Origin of the sequence: Prevotella sp. HMSC073D09, from assembly GCF_001814145.1 — a bacterium.
Taxonomy (GTDB): domain Bacteria; phylum Bacteroidota; class Bacteroidia; order Bacteroidales; family Bacteroidaceae; genus Prevotella; species Prevotella conceptionensis.
On sequence record NZ_KV815119.1, the window covers coordinates 1,801 to 21,578 of the forward strand.

A 19,778-nucleotide genomic window follows, 5' to 3' on the forward strand; every position below is an offset into this window, starting at 1 on the left:
TTCACCTTTAAAAGGCGTTAGCCATTTTTTCACCCTTTCACTCTTTCACCTTTTCACTTTTAAGAGGTTTGACATCACGCCCCTCTCCCCGTGGAGAGGGGAAAGGGGGTGAGGCTCTTATTGCATCTCATCCAACACCAAAACGGGTTGTTTGCCATCGAGGTCTTGTTGTGCGAAGGTAGCAGTAAGTTCGCGTTCTTCGCCAGGGAAAAGCGTGATGAAGTTGTCGCTCCATATCGTAGGTAGCACCTCTGCACCGCCTTCGCCCTTGGCAATGTATAGGCGATGCATAAAGGCTAGCTGTGTGGAAGGGTTCTTCACCTTAATGGTCATCACCACGTCGCCATCGCGTTGTGTTGTTCGTGTGTCGAACTTCAAGGGCACCTTGGGCAAGCGCGTTAGTTCACGGAAATCGTTTTTGCCGTCGGCCGTTTGCCAATAGAAGTTGTCTGACATGATGCAACCTTGCTTGTCTACCAGTTGTAGGCGAACGAAATGCACGTTGCTAACGTCCTGCGGAACGGGTACGGCAAATAGTTCGGTAAAGCAATCGGCATCAAACGCACGCTGTTGCACCGTTTGTTGCCAGGCCACATTCAGGTTGTTGTCGTACACTTTCACGTTCACGGTGATGTCGGTTTGTGGCTTATGCATCGTGTTGATAACGCTCACCATGCGGTTATGTTCGTTCATCTGTATGTGCAAGGGCTCTAATGCCTTCTTGGTATAGTAGTACCCTGCGTTGGGATTGAGGAACCAATCGTATATTTGCCATAACACCTGCGGCCACGTAGCATTAAGTTTCCAGAGCATTACGCCCGTGGTTATGTCCCACATGCGGTGGTTGGCTGCCTCGAACATGGCCCGATAGCTGCCCGCGTTGATGTATTGCGCCCAACGGATGTAGTCTTCGGCCGACGAGGGCTGACCAAACTGCTGACGGATGGCGTTGTCGTAGGGTTTGAAGGCATAACTTGACGGCGGACAGCAGATGGAGTCCCAAGCGTCGTGGTAGGCCCAAACCTTATCGAGCGGATAGTGCGCGTTGCGCGGACCCTTGCCTAAATCGAACACATACTTCTTCATACTCTCGAGCGTAGATACGGCAGGAACACCCATTTCGTTGCGAAACATTTGGTCTTTTACCTCCAACACCTTATTATAATAATAGGGATGAGGGTACCAAGTGTAGTCGGGTTCGTTCTCATCGGTCATGCCTGTGGGCAGGTCGGGCTTGATGTAGGGCGTAAGTTTGTCTACATCCCAACCATGGCTAGACGTTGCAATGAAGGGGCGAGTGGGGTCGTGCTGCTTAATGTAGGCACGTAGGGGTACGTATAGTTCTTCGCGCACCATCGTTTCAATCTGCATACACCACAGCGCCAACGAGGGGTGGTTGCGGTAACGTTTCACCACATCGTACATGTTGCGCAGTGCAAGGCGCGTATCGGTGGGATTGTTGAAGGAAGGTTCGCCGGGATAACTAGTCCAACATTGGAAAAACACCTCCCACATCAGCAGTCCGTACTTGTCGTAAGTTTCCATAACAGCCTCTGGGGGCGAGGGCATGTCTTCGTTGGCAATCATGTTTACGCCTGCATTAGCCAGCAGTCGGGCCTCGTCGTACATGCGCTTGGGGTTCATGTCGAGCAGCATGTCGGGCTGGATAAAGCCGCCACGACAGAAAATGCGTTGGCCGTTTACCCAGAAAATGCGGCCATGTTCGCCGTCGCGTTCCTTTAAAGTAGAGGTGATTTGGCGTATGCCGAAAGTGGTAGACTGCGTGTCGGACACCTTACCGCCCACTTCAAACGAGAGGTCTAGGCGATGAAGATGTTGCAGACCATAGCCATTGGGCCACCACAGGTGGGGATTTTGCACGTTGAGTTGGGAAAACTCTTCGGGCGAGAAGTTAACGGTGAGGGTTTTTCCGGCGGGTATGGTGACGCGCTTTTCAAAGGCGATGGTGGGCATTTGGCCCGGCATCTGCTTTTTATAGGTGTGGAAGTCTATCTCTTTTAGCAGGTTGATACGCCCACGCAACACACCCGTTTGGGGCTTGTTGCTTGCGTTTCGTAATTCGGTTTGCACGGATATGCTGGCCTTTGTGGTGTCGGGCAGGTTCAGGTTGGTAACGATGTAGGGGTTTTCAATCTTCACATCATCGGTGTAAGTTAGGTACACGTCTTGATAAAGCCCCATGTTGCGGTCGCGTACCACGGGCGAACAGTCCCAACCGGCCATGAATTTGAGGGTTACATCTCTGAAAATCTCTTCTCCTTGACCTCTACCTTGCCCGAAAGGGGTGAAGAGATAGCCCGGACGTGGCGTGCCCACGTTGTCTACTTGGTATATCTTTACGGCCACCACGTTGGGCTTGTCTGCCGAAACAAGGGCTGTTATGTCGTATTTAAAGCGCAAGAACATGCCCGCCATCTGCGTTTTGTTGGCCACTTGCTTGCCGTTTACCCAAAGGTCGGCGCGATAATTGATGCCGTCGAAGTTGAGCCACACGCGCCTTCCGCGTTCGCCGGCGGGTATGGAGAACTGCGTGCGGAACCAATAGGGATGCTTAAAGGGGTTAGGCACGCCCTTAATGTGCGAGTACTTGCTAAGTCCCAATCGGCGGTTTAGATCGTCGGAGGCATCGGGTATGCGTAGGTCGTTGAGATCGAAGTGCGGGTCGGGGTACACATTCTCTTTCACCAAAGCCCCTAATACGCTTGTGGGTACGGTGGCATTGTGCCAGCGTTGGGGCTTATAGGTGCGTAACGACAACACGTTGCCCGCTTGTGGCACACGCGTTGTGGACTGCATTTGCCATTGCGTTAGCGGCTGCCGACCGTCTTTTAGGTTGTTGTTAGCGGCGTGTGCCATGGTGAAACAGCACAGGCATACGAGCAAAAACTTTATTCTCATTATGGAAATGGGTTGGGTTAAGAGTTAGACGAGAGCGCGCATAAGGCATGCTGCGCCCACAAAACCAGCGTTGTCGGCCAACGATGCCATAACAATGGGTGTGCGTTGGGCGGGCAACGGACAGATGTGCGCCTGCAAACTGCGCATCATGGCAGGCATAAAGAAGGGATAGGCGGTGGCAATGGAGCCACCAAGCAAAACCACATCGGGGTCGATGAGGTTGATACACCAGGCCAAAGGCACGGCAAGATGTTGGCCAAAGGTTTCCCAAGCATCGAGCGCATGGCGTTCGCCTTGCTGTGCACGCAGGTAAACTTCTAGCGAAGAGGCGTCGGTATGGGCTATTTGTTTGTAGATGTTGGCCACGCCCTGCCCCGAAATGGCATCTTCGATGATGCCTTTACCGTGGGGCGAACACCATATCTCGCCTGCTGTGCCAGTGGCACCGTTCCATATTTTGCCGTCTACCACCAACGCACAGCCAATGCCCGTGCCAAGCGTGAAACCCAGAACAGTGCGTTTGTTGCGCGCCGCACCGAACACGGCCTCGCCCAATACCAAGCAATTGGCATCGTTGTTGAGGGCCACAGGTAAGTCTACGGCCTGTTGCAGTGCCTCGCGCAAGGCGAAATGTTGCATGGTGGGTAGCTGCGGACAATCTAAAACCAAGCCCAAGTCGAGGTCGAGTGGTCCGGTAGAACCCACGCCCACGCCCACAACGTCTTGCTTTTGAAGTCCGTTGGCATTCATCACTTGTCTAATAGACTGTGCGATGTTCTCCACAATCTGTTCTTTCGGTAGATGACTTTGCGTAGCAATCTTAATCGGCGTGCCGATAACGCGGCCGTCGGCAGCGTCTATGGCACCTGTCATTATCTTTGTTCCGCCTAGGTCTACGCCTATAATGATATTGTTCATTGTTGTTTTAAGTTTATGAGAATCTTTGAGGAGTAAAGGAGTAATGGAGTAAAGGAGTAAAGCCAAATGCCTTGTTGCCCTGTAGCTATTTATCTTGTCAACGCTCCTTCATCCCTTTTCCCCACACGGCCACAGCCATGACGTATGCAAAGGCAACGACATTTACAGCCATGCCCCAAACCATGCCATGGGCGTTGCCAACAGCACCGACAAGCCAGCCAATGAAAGCTCCGCCCACAATAGCTGTGCCTAAAATGCCTGAGAGCATGCCGTGATCGTGGTTGAAACTGTTGATGACGGCACTGAATAAGGCCGTGAACGACACACAAGTGAAGTAACCCACAAGGGCAAACGACACCAAGGCCACGCCTTCGCTGCCCAGCATGGCCACCACCAATGCCACCACGGTGAGGGTGCTATGCACGATGAAGACCGCACGTTCGCTTACCTTACGCATCAAGGCCGATGCCACCAGCCTGCCCACTGCTTGCAAAAGCCAGAACAAAGCCACGATGAGGGCGGTTTTTGATGGGAAGAGTTGGTGCATAAATGTTGATTCGGGCCAAAACGATTGGTCGTTGCTGAGGTGGTGAACGTTGTTCATAAAGGTGATGATGTACGACGAAACGCCCACTTCGCCGCCTACATAGAGAAAGATGCCTAAGGCATAAACCAGCACCAAAGGGTTGCGACAGAGATGGAAAAACCTACCTAGGTTTAGCCGTTCGTCGGCATTGGTGGTGGTCTTTGGGAAGTGGGCGAAGGCTACTACCACGAATATCACGGCATTAACCACTGCCAGGAGCAGGTAAATGGTGGTCCAACTTAGGTTGTTGGCTTGCAAAACGGGTACGATGAGCGGACTAAGGGCGTAACCCAAGGCACCAATACCAATGATGAGGGTTAGGTTAGACGTGTAGCGCGATGGTTGGTCGAGCACCCGAACAAAGGGATTGCCCGCTATCTGCACAGCCGTTACACCCGTTCCGATGAGAAATACAGACACGATAACAGCCCACGCCGCAGCACTGAGGTAGCAAAGGGCAGAACCTGTGCCCATCAATGCCGTTCCCAAAAGCAACACAGACTTTGCTCCGAAACGGTCGGTGAGCAAACCAAAAGGTATCGACGTTAGTCCGTAGGCCAAGAAAAAGGCCAAGGGCAACAGGGCTGCCACACCTAGCGACACACCATATTGCGCCTGAAAGCGGTCGATGGCCACGCCTATTACCGACGTTAGAAGGCCAAACACCACGTATATCAAGGCCGTGATGCCCAAAAGCATGGTTTGTCTTTTCCCACTGTTGCCCATTGTGCATCCTCCTTTTACTCGGTTACTGTTACCTTTGCACCGCGCGAAAAGCTGCCTGCCTCGAATCCGTGACGCTTGGCATACTCGTCGATGAAGAGCTGTAAGGGCAGGATGCTTAAGATGGAGAACAGGTATTCGTCTTGTTCGTCTACGTAAACGGGCAGTATGTTGTCTGTTACATGCTGTACGGCATCGCACGAATTGGTGATAAGCCACACGCGTCCGCCAAAGCCAGCAATGTCTTCGGCCATCTTTAAGCTTTGTTCGAGCGTGCGACCCTCGGATGCAAACAACACCGATTTAAAGCCAGGAGCAACCATTTCCATTGGTCCGTGCCTGAATTCGCCGCCCAAGATGCCTGTTGCAGCGATGTGGGTGGCCTCTTTAAACATCAAGGCACTTTGGCTAGCGGTGGAGAACGATGGGCCACGGGCGATGATTTGCAGCGTGGTGAGGTCGCCAAGGAAGTCGAGTCCCTTGCCCAACCATTCGTTACGGCTTGCCAACATGTCTTCAAATTTGGCTTGTAAGCCTGCCAATTGGCGTTGCGTGTGGGCGTTCCAGCGGTCGCTAAGATACAATCCCAAGATGCAAGCGGCCAAAGAAGTGAGCACATAGGTCTTTGTTGAGGTCATCTCTTCGCGTCCGCCCTTGCACAATAGGGCTACATCCGCCTTTCTTGCAAGTGCGCTATCCTCCTCGTTGACAATGCCTACACAGTACACCGACTGCGGCAGACGCTCCAAAACCTCTTTAATCTCATAGCTTTCGCCCGACTGCGAGGCGCAAACCAACAGCGTGGGGCGGTTGAGCAGCGAGAGATTGTAGTGCAACAGTTCGCTCGTGTTGATGTAATGGGCGTGAATGCCCTGTTGGTTGAACAGGCTTGCGGCTGCAAACGAGATGAAGAACGAACTGCCCATGCCCGTAAACACCACATCGTGAATGTTACGTTGGGCGATGGCCTCCCTCGTTTTGCGCAAGAGTTCCATGCCTTCGGGGGCTGAATAGAAGTGGATGATGTTGCCAATGGCAGCAGGTTGTTCCAGTATTTCGGTAAGAAACTTATTGGTTGACATATTCTTTAACTGTTGTGCAAGCATGCGCGTGCAAGGCGGACATGCCTGCAATGAAACATTACAAATGGCGTTTCGCCTTATTTTGTCTTCATCATGCGCATAACCCACTGGCCTTTCGAGAGGTCGGTGCAGTGCGAATAAGTTACGTAGAGCTGCCCGTCGAGCACGTATTGGAAGGCGCAGGCATCGTTTTTATAAAGTACGGGGTTGTTGGTTACGCGCTGGTAGCCGCGGTCTACCTCCTTAGACGAGAAGGCATTGGTAACCCATTTGGTGTGGGTGTCGTCGCTAAACTCTTCTACGAGCAGGTAATATGTGCCGCCATGATAAGCAACGGAGGGCGCGGCAAGGGTTTTGTTGGATGTAACCACCTCGTAACTCTTTTGCTGTGGCAGGTCGGCCACGCGCTTACTTTTCTTTACCAGCACGTTCCAACGTGGGTTGTTTTTCGCTCTTTCGGTACCGTTATAATAGAAAAGATAGAAAAAGCCGTCGTTCTTATTAAAGTAAATAAAGGGGTTTTGGTTTTGTTCTCCATCGGCGTATGGCACAACAACGCGCTTGTTGTCGAAGTCGATGCCGTTTTCGCTCTCGGCCATCACGATGCGACTGTCTTTATTTGGACCCTTATATTCGGCGTAAAACATGTAGAACTTGCCGTCGCTCATCACCACAGTGGGCCATCGGCAGTTGGCTGCGATGATGGGATTGGCCTCGTACTTCACCCAATCGGTGAGGTTATTGCTACGCACCAGTCCTGCCTTACGAAAGTGTACGTCGTTTTCGTAATGGTCTAGCCCATAGTAGCCCCAGTATTTATAGCCGTCTTTGTTGGCCTCTACTACCGAGAAAGTGTGCACGGTGCCGGCATCCCAGCCGCATTTGTCGCCTTGAATAACCAGTTGGTCGTCTACTACTTGGGGATAAACCTTGCTTTGAGCGTTCGCTCCAACCGTGGCCACGGCAAGCGACGCCACGGCTAAAAACATTTTCATTGTTCTCATTTCTTATCGTTGTTTTTTGTGTTAAATGCAATTCTTTTGTTCCTTGCATCTTGCACACAACCACCCCTGAGAACAGTTGGAGGACCTCACACCATGAATATGTCGATTTCGTTTTCGCTCAGTTGTTGGAACTCTTCTTCGCTTAGATGCTTGGTTGTGATAAGCTTATCTATGGCGTTGAGAGGCGAAATAACGCCCAAACTGCGCCTGCCGAACTTGGATGCATCCACTAAGAGAAACACTTCGCCGGCCGATTCCATCATCACCCTACTTGTTTTGGCCTCGTTGATGTCGGGCGTAGTTAGTCCGATGTTCATGTCCACGCCGTCTACACCCATGAAAAGCTTGTCGGCCGACACCTTTCTGAGCGTGTCGTCGGCCAATGGCCCCACCATCGTAGCGGCCATTTTGAGCAGATTTCCGCCCACAACGATAACCTCTATGCTGGTATCGCTTAGGTCGCTGGCAATGTTTAAGGCGTTAGTGATAACCACCAGTCGCTTAAAGTTGCGCAGTTCTTTGGCCAAAAGACTAGTTGTAGACCCCGAATCGAGGATGATGGTATCGCCTTCGGCCACAAAAGTGGCGGCCTTGCGCACTATTCTGATTTTCTCTTCGAGGTTAATCTTCTCCTTTTCGTTAAGCGCTTGGCCAGGATAAAGCCGGTTTACCTTCACCGCTCCACCGTGGGTTCGTTTCAACAAGCCACGCTTTTCTAGCAACAAGAGGTCTTTTCGCAGCGTTACGGGTGTGGTATTCAGTTCGTCTACCAAGTCTTTCGTAACAATTCTTCCCTCTCGTTCCAGCTTTTCGGCAATCGTTTGCAGTCGTTCTTCCTGAAAAACGATGTTGTCTGCCTGTGTGTTATGCTGCTCCATAATTCGATGATGTGATGTTGTTCTACCTCGCAAAGATACACAATTTGCTTTGTTTTTGTTTCGCATTTGTTGTTTTTTATTTCGTTTTCGGCAGCTCGGCGAGCATGTGCTAGCCCGCTTCAACGGTTTTTCAGCAACGTTTGCGAGGTGTGGTTGTTGTGCAAGATGTCAAAGAGCGCATGTCGTTTGCCAGTCCGCCTGTACGCATTTGGCACAACGGCTTTCAACGACTGCAACGTTATTTGTTGTGTTTTGGAGATTATTTCTTTCGTTTAAAGCTCCATCCCCAGCCTTCTCCCGAGCCAGGTGCAGAGGTCGGTGCCTTTTGCATTTGCCAAAGAACAAGCTCGTCTTCGGTGAGTTTCATTATCTGATACACGCCCGTAGCCGTTGCGGCAGGCTGCGTACAGCCCACGGCATGGTCTAGGATGTAGGGGTTTTTCACCGTTAGCGTGCGCTTTTCGGCATCTAGTACGAACGTACCTTTAACGCCAGCGTCGCCTGCCACATGGTGATAGGTGTAGTTAACGCCGCCGTTGAGGTCGAAAACCATTTCTCCATTGATGTCGGGCGTTATCCTTTCGCACTGTCCCCAGCTCGACGAGGGCATCCAGTTATTGGGATAATTCACCAAGTCGCCTGTGGTTTGGTAGCAATAATCGGGCTTACCCGTCTGCGTATCGGTGTTATACACCCATGTCGCGCCCTTTCCGCCGCCCGTTAGTTCTTTCCAAAGCGGTTTCTCCGCCATAGTGGGGTCGGCCGAAGTAACGGTGTATGTCGTGTCGGCACTAACCTCTTGCGCCCCTTCTCCATAGATGGTTACGCTCACGTTGTAGTTTCCGGGCAGCGGATAGTAAGCCGTTGCGGTGTCTCTGCCAGGTGCAATAACCTGTCCGTTACCCAAATCCCAGCTATAAATAAAGCCATTGTCGGCCCAAGCCCTGAAAATGGGATTGTAGGGATCGGCATTGTTTATCGTTATGTGTGGGTTCGAAGGGGCTGGCCCCATCTTCCCCGTTTTGCTTTCTTGTGGTTCGCAGGCGGCGAAACATATCACTGCCACCGCAAGAGCGAACATACTATGTTTGGCATTCATTGTCGTATGTGTTATTTGGTTGTGTTAATAACTTTAGTTGACGGGATAAGTGGCCGCAGGGCAACAAGGCATTTGGCTTAACTCCTTAACTTCTAAAGATGAAAAATGGCTAACGCCCTTTAAGAGTTGTTTAGCGGTTTCTAGTTCATTCTAGTTTTCGGACAAGTCGGACTGGTCCTATTAGCCTAACGCCACCAATGCTATTGGCTTAACTCCTTAACTCCATAACTCCTCATTAATACGGATTCTGTGTAAGGTTCGGATTCAGTCCTATCTCCGATTGCGGTATGGGCAGATAGCGTTTGTTGTCGGTATAACCCTCTATCAAGTTGCCGCGCCCTGTGCGAACAAGGTCCCAATAGCGGTGGCTTTCCATAGCCAGCTCCACGCGCCGTTCGTGATAAACGGCTTTCAGGGGGTCGCTCTTGTAAGGACTTTCGCCCAACCCCACACGTTTCCTCACGGCATTAAGTGGCGTTTGCCAATCGCTGCCATTGTGTGCGGCAGCCTCGGCCTGCCAAAGCAGCACGTCGGCATAGCGTATCACGCGCACGTTGAGACTTGCCGCATCTTCCATAGACGGCCGTTGACTCTTGGGCAACGTACCTTTACGACGGCAATAGCCCACAGCAGGCGCATCGGGATTGTGCACGGGGTCGTAGTTGGTGTAAATGGTTTCTTCGTCTTTGGTTCCCTGCCACAACACGTCGCCATGCTTAATGATAGTCCATTCGCGACGTGGGTCGCCCGGTTCAAACTCATCGTAAAGGTTCTGTGTGGGCTGGTCGAAACCCCATCCGCCGTTGCGGTCGTCGCGCGAGCGTTGGTAAATCTCAATCATACTCCCCTCGTTTTCGTCGCCCCATTGCGTCATGTTGAAGTCTTTAAGCTGAACATCAAACACCGACTCCACGCCGTTGTCGGTGGCAATGGTAAAGAGGTCGCCGTAATTGGGTTGCAAGCTATAATCGCCAGAGGCCACAATCTCCTTGGCCAAGGCCTCGGCCTCCTTCCATTTCTCCTGCCAAATGTAGCATTTGGTAAGGAAAGCGGCAGCCGAACCCCACGTAGCGCGCCCCAAATCCTCTGCGGGTTGGTCCTTCTTATGGGGCAGTTCTTGCATGGCGGCCTTGAAATCGGCCTCCACAAAGGCCCAACATTCCTCCATCGATGCCCTTCCGCCCTTGTATTCGGAGGGTTTCAACAGATGGTCTACCAACGGAACAGCTCCGAAAACCTTCATCAAACAGAAGTGGTAATACCCTCTCATAAAGCGCGCCTCGGCTATGAAACGGCGTTGGGCGGCCTCGCTGATGTTGGCATTGCCCTTAACGCCTGCGATAACTCGGTTGGCGCGGTTTATTCCTTCGTATTGTTGTTGCCACGCCGTTGAGAGTTGTTCTTGTTCGGGCGAGGCGCGAAAGTGTTCTATGTCGTACATCTCGGGCTGGTCGCTGTCTCCGCCGCCGCCTTTTATTGCGTCGTCCGAGGCCACATCGCCAATGGCCCAATCAAGATATTGTATGTAACCCATCCAGCCGGCCGGGTCGTATGCGCCCACGAGCGTGCTTTTAGCCGCATTCTCATTGGCAAAGAACGTATTCTGGTCGATGCTGGGCACTGGCGTGTCGAGAAAACCTTCGGGGTCGCAAGCTGCAAAGCCCATTGCCATCGGCATGATGATATATATAAGGTGTCGCTTCATTTTCGTTGCGGTTTAGGTTGTTGTGTAATGTAATGGATGTAAAAGGGAGGCTGAACCGCGGTTTAGAACGATAGTTCTACCCCCACCGAGTAAAGTCGGGGTGTGGGATAATAACCGCGGTCCACGCCAATGTCGAGAGGATCCGACCCGCCTCGCATGCCTATTTCGGGGTCCAGACCCGTATATTTGGTAAACGTATATAGGTTTTGGGCATTGAGATACACGCGTGCTTTGGTAAGTTTGGCCTTGCTAACCCATGCGGCTGGCAGTTCGTAGCCCACTTGCAGCATCTTTATGCGCAGGTAAGAGCCGTCTTCCAGGTAGCGGTCGCTTTGCAATATCGAGTTGTTGCTGTCTGTTCCGCCCATGCGCGGGTAGCGTGCATCGGTCTGTGTGCCTTCGCCATGCCAGCGATTAACCATGTCGCGCGAGAAGTTGTAGCTCAGGTTGCCTGTGGAAAGGCTGTAAGTAGACGGACCATTGTACAGCTTGTTGCCGTAAACGCCTTGCAGAAGTAGGCTTAGGTCGAAACCTTTATACGATAGGCTGCCGTTGAGCGAGTAAGAGAACTTGGGCAGCGGACTTCCCAAATAGGTGTAGTTCTCTGGTGCCATCAAGTCGTCTTTGTTCACCGTTTTGTAGCGAACATCGCCCGGGGCCACGTTCTTTTGCGCCTTTTGTGCATTCACCTCGTCCCAGTTTTGGAACAGTCCGTCGGTTTTCAGACCATAGAACTGCGCCATCGGTCTGCCCACGACGGTGCGTGTAAGGTACACCGAGTTCATGAAACGCGCCCCTTCGATGTAGGCATCGGCGCCCAAATCCAGCACGCGGTTAGAGATGGTGGTGAAGTTAGCCCCCACAGCGTAGCCCAGCGGGTGGTCGTAGTTGCGATATTGCAACGACAACTCCAGTCCGCGGTTGCGCATTTTACCTGCGTTTTGGAAAGGCGGTTCGGCAATTCCCACCTGTCCTGGCACGGGAACGCGCAGCAACATGTCGCTCGTTGTCTTGTCGAACACCTCAATTGTGCCCGATAGCTTGCCTCCTAGCACGGCGAAGTCGAGCCCGAGGTTGGCGGTTGTGGATGTTTCCCACTTCAATTCGCTGTTGCCTGTGCTGTTAAAGCTAAACCCTGGCATCAGCTTTCCGCCAAACACATAGTTGGAACCTGCCGAGGCAAACGTGGCATACGAGTAGGAATCGACACTACCTTCGTTGCCTATCTGTCCCCAACCGGCGCGCAGCTTTAAGTTGCTAAACACCTTTTGGTCTTTCATAAAGGGCTCTTCGGTTACGCGCCATCCTGCCGAAACCGATGGGAACACGCCCCAGCGGTGCCCGCGTAAGAACTTAGACGAGCCGTCGAGCCTCATGTTCAGCGTTAAGAGGTAGCGTTCCAAATAATTGTAGTTGATGCGTGCCATGCCCGACAGTAGCTTGTGCTGTGTGGTAATGCCCTTGGCGGCAGCCGCTGCATCTTTGTTGCGCGCGTTGTTGATGAACATCACCGAGGGGTCGTTGCTGGGCACGTTCTTTACCGATGCTTGCAGGCTTTTGTACGTTACGGCGTAACTCTCGCAACCCAGCATGGCCTGTAAGGCATGGTTGCCTAGGTGCGTGTCGTACGTAAGCGTATTGGTAAACTGGCGCATGTAAGTGCTGTATGTAGAGTTGGTTATGCTGTTTTCCTTGGAATTTTGCTGTGCCGCGAATACGTAGTACACGGGCGTATAGTTGGCATATTCGTTGTTGGCGTACTCGGTAGAATAGGTCGTCCGCCATTTCAGTCCCTTCAAAGGCGACACTTCTGCGTAGACATTGGCCAACACGCGATAGACGATGTTTTCGGGATTGTTGTACTCGATGGTTGCAACGGGGTTGTGAATGTCGCTGAAAGTAGACTTGGTAAAGCTGCCGTCTTCGTTGCGCACGGGCGTTATTGGGTCGCGGGTGTAGGTGGTCATCATCGGACTTGTCCACTCGTCGTTCTCCAAAGTGCCGTTTTGGCGGGTGCGCACCAGCGTAATGTTTTCGCCAATGGTCAGCCAATTGTTGGCCTTAAACTCGCCATTGGCACGCAGCGTAACACGGTCGAAGGCCGTTTTCTTCATCAATCCGTCTTGCGAAAAGCCGTTCAGGCTGAGGTAATAGTTGGCTTTGTCCGTTCCGCCCTGTACGGATAGGTCGGCGTTCTTCACGGGTGCGTTCTTATGTAGTATGGCATCGAAATAATCAACGGTGGGCAACGAGCGCACGTCTCCAAAAAGCGGCACCTGCCCCAAAGCCGCTTGCATCTCGTTTCGCAGCATTCCCCACGTCGGACCGTCGCAAACGTTGTTCTTACGCCATACGTTTTGTATGCCGTAATAGGCCGAAAGGTTGATGGTGGCCTTGCCTTGCGAGCCGCGTTTGGTGGTTATAATCACCACGCCGTTGGCACCGCGTGCGCCATAGATGGCCGTTGCCGAGGCATCTTTAAGCACTTGCACGCTCTCAATGTCGTTTGTGTTCAGAAAGTTGATGTCGCCCACCATCATTCCGTCTACCACGAAGAGCGGGTCCGAATCGTTCAGCGTGCCAATGCCGCGCACCCTAACGGTAATTCCCGAACCAGGCGCACCCGAAAAACTGGTTACGTCTACGCCGGCCACTTGCCCTTGCAAGGCGTGTGCCAAGGTAGAAGCCGACAGCTTGTTCACCTCTTTCATGTCTACCACCGAGATGGCGCCCGTAACGTCTTTCTTCTTTTGCGTTCCGTAGCCCACCACAACCACTTCGCCAACGGCGTTAGCCGTTTCGCTCATCGCAACGGTGATGTTTTGTTTGCCTGCCACGTTAACGCTTTGTGAGGCATATCCCACGTACGAAAACAGCAGCACGTTGTCTGTTCGGGCCAATCGCAACGAGAAATTGCCGTTGGCATCGGTGGTGGTTCCGGCTCCGCTGCCTTGTGCCAGCACCGTAACGCCCTGCAAGGCCTCATTGGTGGCAGCATCGACAACCGAACCCACGATTGTTCTTTCGCCCGTTTGTTGTGCCATCAAGCACAGGGGCGGGAGTAGCAGTGCGAGCAGCACCGCGAGATAAAACCCTTTTCCTCTCATAACGGTCATGTTATTAAGTTAAGTTTCCCCGTGTCTGGGGGTGAAGTTTGATTACAGGTTGGTTCTAAAAGTCCATTACGGCCGGTTTTAAAACTCGCCTTTGTCATTGCCTTTTGGCCGCTGGTAGGTAACGTTGTTCAATGCGCGCGGCATTTAATTGTTTATGGGTATGCATGTATTGCGGGCTGTTCATGGTTCCCTACAATTGGCCTTGTGGCAGGTTAAGCGGTTGTGCCGGTGGCAACCAACAACGCTTTTACTGATTGTTTACGATGCAAAGATAAGCAAAAAGAAACTAAACGAAAGCACAGTTAATGAATTTTGTTTATTGTTTTAATATTAATTAATAATTAAGGACTGTAATTGCTTGCCGTTGTTTGTGGTTTGGAGGAGGGGTAAAGGGTGAAAAAAGCCCGTTAAAGGTGAAAGGGTGAAAAGGTGAAAGGGTGAAAAGATGGCTGCGCAGGGTTACTTGGCGACTAGGATAACTAGAAGGGTTAGTTGGGCTAGTGTAGCTAGAAAGGCTAAAATAGCTAGGGTAACTAGTGTAATTAGGGTAGCTAGTATAACTAGGGTGGCTAGGATGGTTAGTACAAGTAGGGTAGCTAGAAAGACTAAAAGAGCGAGTATTGCTAAAATGACTACCCTATCAGTTAATTTAATAGGATGCTTACCACTTGCCAATTTGAATTTTTTGTCAACTTTTCAGCTCGTTTTTTAACACTGTGAGTGCCGTTTTTGCCCACCAATCGTCCGCTTGGTCGCAAAAAATCGATTCTCGCGGAGGTTTGTTTTGGTGCAAAATGGGGGCAGTTGTACATGCAGGCAAAATGAATATTTATTTTAAACAGCCGCCATTTTCACCCAGTTTTGGGCTGTTTGATGCTAAATACACTGCGTTTTGGTGCAAAATATTCTGCGTTTTGGTGCTAAATGCACTGCGTTTTGGTGCTAAATGGAGTGCGTTTTGGTGCTAAACGCAAGGTAAAATGGTGCAAAATGCAGTGCAATTTGCTGCTAAACGCCGGTCGATGTGCATAAATATCCGCTGAAATGGTATAAATTAAACCCCTCCGAGCCATTAAAAACAGGGGTAAAAAGGGCGAAATGGGCATCAAAAAGGGGTGTTTTGGGGGCAAAAAGCAGGTATTTAGGCTTGAAAAATTACGGGCTGGCAACCAAAACAGAAAGGCAAAATGGTGCAAAATGCAGGTTTTGTTCTTAATAACAGACAAGCGAGAAGACATGAAAGACTAGAAATGGTGGCGATTTACCTACTTTTTAACCTCAATTTTCGCTAGAACGGAGTGAAAACTAGAACTACATTGTAAAATAAAAGATAACATTTTAAGTTATTTTCTTTGCTTCCTGTTCATCTTCCGTTTACTTGTCGTCACCTTGCTTGTCTTATTCTCTTGACGTGGCCCACTATGCCTTCAAGAATAAGACAAACAATATACTCAACAATCAAACAAAACCTGCAAAGGCTCAACGCCCGATTTGGATTAAACAATTAACTGTTGCCATCCCCACATCTAGATAACCCCAACCTCACCAAATGGCAATGCAAGATGCTAAGGAAGATAGTTATCAACACGAGTTTCTATTACAACGAGGGGGAGTTTAGGAAAATATACCCGCGCTGAGGGCAAGCCGAAGTCGGATGCGACAAATAGTTTGTCTGAATTAAAAAATATAGCAACAAAGACTGGTGCTATTTAACAAATTATGATTATTTTTGCATACCATCAATAACTAACGTTATAAACGTTATAAATGACCAAGGAGAACTTTCAAAATTGGGATTAGAGTGATATTATCCAACCAACAAGATACAACCACCTATGGCACTGTTAGTGGAAATTGCTTGCCTATTTCTGTTTGACTTCAAAGAGTTGTTGGAAGTAGATTATGATACTAATGCCAAGTTCCTAAAATGAAAGATGATAAAAAGAAACAAAGAAACAATGGCGAAGAAACAGATAAAGTCCAAGACAATCGAAGAAACACTTTGGGAATCGGCGAACAAGCTGCGCGGTTCTGTCGAGCCCTCAGAATATAAGCATGTGGTGTTGAGTCTCACCTTCCTGAAGTATGCTTACGACCGCTTTATGGAGCGACACAATGAATTGCTAGCAGAGGGAAAAGAGGCTTTTGCCGACAACTCGGTGTTTTACAATGCCAAGAATGTGTTTTACCTAGAACCAGAAAGTCGTTGGGATTATCTCATAGCAAATGCTAAGCAGAACGATATAGCCATCAAAATAGATAAGGCTTTGGCAAAAGTGGAACAGAGCAACGCAACATTAAAAGGAGCCCTTCCAAACAACTATTATGCTGCACTGTCGCTTGACCGTACCAAACTTGCTGCCTTGCTCGATGAAATTAACAAGCTTGACACGCTGAAAGACCCAGAAAACGACCTCATTGGTAGGGTTTACGAATATTTTCTTGGCAAGTTTGCCATAGCCGAAGGCAAGGGCAAAGGAGAATACTACACGCCTAAAAGCATTGTGAACCTGATTGCCGAAATGATAGAGCCTTATCGTGGAAAGATTTATGACCCTTGTTGTGGCTCTGGTGGCATGTTTGTGCAGAGTATGAAGTTTATAGAGGCGCATCATGGCAACAAGCGCGACATCTCTGTTTATGGGCAAGAATATACCAATACCACTTACAAGCTGGCAAAGATGAATCTCGCCATTCGCGGTATAGCCTGTAATTTGGGCGAGATGGCTGCCGACACCTTTCACAATGACCAACACAAGGATTTGAAAGCCGACTTTATTATGGCAAATCCACCCTTCAATCAGAAAGGTTGGCGGGCAGATAACGAGTTGGTGGACGATTCTAGATGGTTGGGGTATGATACGCCTCCAACAAGCAATGCCAACTATGGCTGGATATTGAACATTGTGAGCAAACTATCTGCCAATGGCACGGCTGGCTTTCTGTTGGCGAATGGTGCGTTGAGTGGCGATGGAACAGAGTTGGCTATTCGTAAGCAGCTTATCCAGAACCACGTGGTGGAGGCGATTGTGATTTTACCTCGTAACATGTTCTATTCTACCGACATCAGCGTTACGCTTTGGATTCTTAACAACAATAAGAAAGCGCGCATGGTGGAACAGAATGGAAAGCTGGTACGTTATCGTAATCGCGAGAACGAAGTGCTGTTTATCGACCTGCGCCAATGGGGCGAGCCGTTTGAAAAGAAATATATTCAGTTCTCTACTGAACAGATAGGCCAGATTGCTAAGAATTTCCACAACTGGCAACGCGAAGGCCATAAAGATACTTATCGCAACGAACCTGAATATTGCTATTCTGCTACTACGGAAGAGATAGAGCAGAAAGGTTGGAGCCTTGTACCAAGCAAATATATCGAGTTTTGTAATCGCGATGAGCAAGTGGACTTTGACACCAAGATGAAGCAATTGCAAAAAGAAATGCGCAACCTGTTGCAACAGGAGGAAGAGAACAAATTGCAGTTGAAGGAACTATTTAATTCATTAGGCTATGCACTCGAATAATCAAATTGTGATATACCAGTCTGAGGACGGGCAGACGCAGGTGGATGTACGCCTGGGAAACGAAACGGTGTGGCTTACACAGGCTCAGATGGTGGAGCTTTTTCAAACCACCAAACAGAATGTAAGTCTGCATGTCGGTAATGTTTTTAGGGAGGGCGAACTGGAGCAAGAGTCAACTGTCAAGGAATACTTGACTGTTCAAAATGAAGGAGAAAGAAAAGTCTCGCGTAAGGTTAAATACTACAACCTTGACGTCATCATTTCCGTTGGCTACCGTGTAAAAAGCAAACGCGGTACCGCTTTCCGTATCTGGGCGAACAAGGTGTTAAAGCAATACCTCATTAAGGGCTATGCCGTTAACGAGCGTATGCGCAAAGAGCAGATTGACGAGCTGCGTCAACTGGTGGGTATGCTTGGGCGCACCATACAGCGCCCTTGTTGCGCTCACGCTGATGATTGCCGAAAGCCGAACAGAAGAAAAGGACGTTGTGGTGAAAGTTGTTGTTAACCTGATAAACAAAAACAACTATGAGTAAAGCGGAGTATAAACGTTTAGGCGACTTTATCAGAGAAGTGAATGTTCGTAACCGGGAGTTGAAGGTGACGAAACCTATGGGCATAAATATCGAGAAATATTTTATGCCCTCTGTCGCTAATGTTATAGGAACTGACCTTTCAGTTTATAAATTAGTTGGTAATAAGCAGTTTGCATGTAATTTAATGCATGTTGGTAGAGATGGAAAGATTCCTATGGCGATGCACAAAGGAAACACACCAATAATTGTTTCCCCAGCTTATTTCGTTTTTGAAAATCAAAGACCTAAAGATCTGTTGTCAGACTATTTGATGATGTGGTTTAGGCGATCAGAATTTGATAGAAAAGCTTGGTTTTATACAGATGCAGATGTTCGTGGAGGAATGACAAAAGAGGCTTTGTTAGACATGGAAGTCTCTTTCCCCACCATTGAACGTCAACATGAAATCGTGACAGAATACAAAACCCTGTCTAATCGTATTCGCCTAAACGAGCAGATGATTAAAAAGCTTGAAGAAACAGCCCAAGCCCTCTATCGCAAAATGTTCGTTGATAACATAGATAAAGAAAATCTGCCTGATGGGTGGAGAATGGGGACACTAAGCGAAATTGCTAATATTAAAGCGGGTGGCGATAAGCCAAATGTTTTTTCGGAAGTGCAGACAGAGAAATACAATGTGCCCATTTACGCTAATGGCATTGATAACAAGGGAGTATTTGGCTTTACTACAAAACCTACCATTACTTCAAAGAGCATAACCATATCTGCAAGAGGTACTGTTGGTCATTGCTTCTTAAGAAAACAACCATACGTTCCAATTGTTAGGCTGATTGTTGTTATTCCATACAACGAGGATATAACCCAATATCTGTATCATTATTTAAATGTTTCAAACATAAAAGGTTCCGGGTCCGTCCAGAGTCAGATAACGATTCCTGATATGGAAAGCAAAAAAATAGTTGTACCACCAAAGCTGATAATATGTGAGTTTAATAACCAAGTAGATATAATTGAAAACTCAACATCACTCTTTGACAAAGAAAACAAAAAACTAACGGAGTTACAGTCTTTGCTTTTAGCGAAGATGGGGCAATAATATATTGTTTATGATTACAAAATATGCTTATATAGATGAGTTTGGAGCCTTCGGCTATAATTTTGAAAATGAAGGTTGCACTACACATTTTATCATAACTGCTATCATTGTAGATGAAAATGATATTCCAGTGGTAAAAGAAAATGTTGAAACAATCCGAAATAAATATTTTCCTAATGGTGAGATTAAATCAAGCCGCATAGGAAAAGATCATCGCAAGCGTATTTCGATATTAAATGAACTGAAAGCGTTGCCTTTTAAAATACTTGTATTAGTATGTGATAAAAGAAAGATTCACGAACAATCAGGGTTGAGATTTAAACCTTCTTTCTATAAGTTTATCAATAATCTTGTCTACCAAGAATTGAGAACTAGTTTCAGTAATTTAGTTATTGTTGCAGATGAGGTAGGACAAAATGAATACTTACAGTCTTTTGCCAGATATATAAGAGAACGTGAAGTTCCATTGACTTTTTTTGATAAAAGTCTTTTCCGGTTTGAAGACAGCAAAGACAATTTGATAATCCAGGTAGCTGATATTGTTGCAGGTTCACTTGCCTATAATTAGGGTAATTCAGTTAATTCCCTCTTA

13 protein-coding genes are annotated in these 19,778 nt (G+C 48.9%); 4 read left to right on the plus strand and 9 right to left on the minus strand.

All coding sequences use genetic code 11. The features are described 5' to 3' along the window. Positions 1-117 precede the first annotated feature (117 nt). The 9 genes from HMPREF2955_RS10870 to HMPREF2955_RS10910 form a co-directional block, all read right to left on the minus strand. Entirely contained in the window at positions 118-2,877 is a 2,760-nt protein-coding gene (locus HMPREF2955_RS10870; protein WP_083317705.1) for a glycoside hydrolase family 2 protein, read from the minus strand. Positions 2,878-2,943: 66 nt separating this feature from the next. Continuing rightward, on the minus strand, positions 2,944-3,837 hold the full coding sequence (locus tag HMPREF2955_RS10875) for an ROK family protein (protein ID WP_070723496.1): 894 nt from the start codon (positions 3,835-3,837) through the stop codon (positions 2,944-2,946). Between the two features lie 97 nt (positions 3,838-3,934). Beyond that, a complete protein-coding gene (locus tag HMPREF2955_RS10880; protein WP_070723499.1) occupies positions 3,935-5,149 on the minus strand; it encodes an MFS transporter in 1,215 nt (404 codons plus the stop codon). 14 nt (positions 5,150-5,163) lie between these two features. Beyond that, positions 5,164-6,228 carry an SIS domain-containing protein gene (locus HMPREF2955_RS10885; protein ID WP_210401317.1) on the minus strand — a complete coding sequence of 355 codons (1,065 nt, stop codon included), beginning with the start codon at positions 6,226-6,228 and terminating at the stop codon, positions 5,164-5,166. Positions 6,229-6,305: 77 nt separating this feature from the next. Continuing rightward, positions 6,306-7,232: a glycoside hydrolase family protein gene (locus HMPREF2955_RS10890; RefSeq protein ID WP_019188159.1), complete on the minus strand. Its 927-nt coding sequence runs from the start codon at positions 7,230-7,232 to the stop codon at positions 6,306-6,308. Between the two features lie 86 nt (positions 7,233-7,318). Further along, positions 7,319-8,110, minus strand: coding sequence for a DeoR/GlpR family DNA-binding transcription regulator (locus tag HMPREF2955_RS10895; RefSeq protein WP_070723504.1), 792 nt, complete (start codon positions 8,108-8,110; stop codon positions 7,319-7,321). Between the two features lie 259 nt (positions 8,111-8,369). Further along, positions 8,370-9,209 carry a PKD domain-containing protein gene (locus HMPREF2955_RS10900; RefSeq protein WP_070723506.1) on the minus strand — a complete coding sequence of 280 codons (840 nt, stop codon included), beginning with the start codon at positions 9,207-9,209 and terminating at the stop codon, positions 8,370-8,372. A 235-nt stretch (positions 9,210-9,444) separates the two neighbouring features. Beyond that, a complete protein-coding gene (locus HMPREF2955_RS10905; protein ID WP_070723508.1) occupies positions 9,445-10,914 on the minus strand; it encodes a RagB/SusD family nutrient uptake outer membrane protein in 1,470 nt (489 codons plus the stop codon). Positions 10,915-10,976: 62 nt separating this feature from the next. Next, positions 10,977-14,021 carry a SusC/RagA family TonB-linked outer membrane protein gene (locus HMPREF2955_RS10910; protein WP_246830129.1) on the minus strand — a complete coding sequence of 1,015 codons (3,045 nt, stop codon included), beginning with the start codon at positions 14,019-14,021 and terminating at the stop codon, positions 10,977-10,979. A gap of 1,967 nt (positions 14,022-15,988) precedes the next feature. On the opposite strand from HMPREF2955_RS10910, the gene HMPREF2955_RS10920 reads away from it, so the two are divergent. Genes HMPREF2955_RS10920 through HMPREF2955_RS10935 form a run of 4 tightly spaced genes read left to right on the plus strand, consistent with a single transcriptional unit; the run spans position 15,989 to position 19,754 of the window. Continuing rightward, complete coding sequence (locus HMPREF2955_RS10920; RefSeq protein ID WP_070723519.1) at positions 15,989-17,554, plus strand: type I restriction-modification system subunit M; 1,566 nt, start codon at positions 15,989-15,991, stop codon at positions 17,552-17,554. After that, positions 17,541-18,062: a virulence RhuM family protein gene (locus HMPREF2955_RS10925; protein WP_070723513.1), complete on the plus strand. Its 522-nt coding sequence runs from the start codon at positions 17,541-17,543 to the stop codon at positions 18,060-18,062. The genes HMPREF2955_RS10920 and HMPREF2955_RS10925 overlap by 14 nt, the downstream gene beginning before the upstream one ends. Positions 18,063-18,082: 20 nt before the next feature. Further along, complete coding sequence (locus HMPREF2955_RS16320; protein ID WP_070723515.1) at positions 18,083-19,186, plus strand: restriction endonuclease subunit S; 1,104 nt, start codon at positions 18,083-18,085, stop codon at positions 19,184-19,186. Positions 19,187-19,196: 10 nt separating this feature from the next. Then, positions 19,197-19,754 carry a DUF3800 domain-containing protein gene (locus HMPREF2955_RS10935; RefSeq protein WP_070723517.1) on the plus strand — a complete coding sequence of 186 codons (558 nt, stop codon included), beginning with the start codon at positions 19,197-19,199 and terminating at the stop codon, positions 19,752-19,754. Positions 19,755-19,778: the final 24 nt, after the last annotated feature.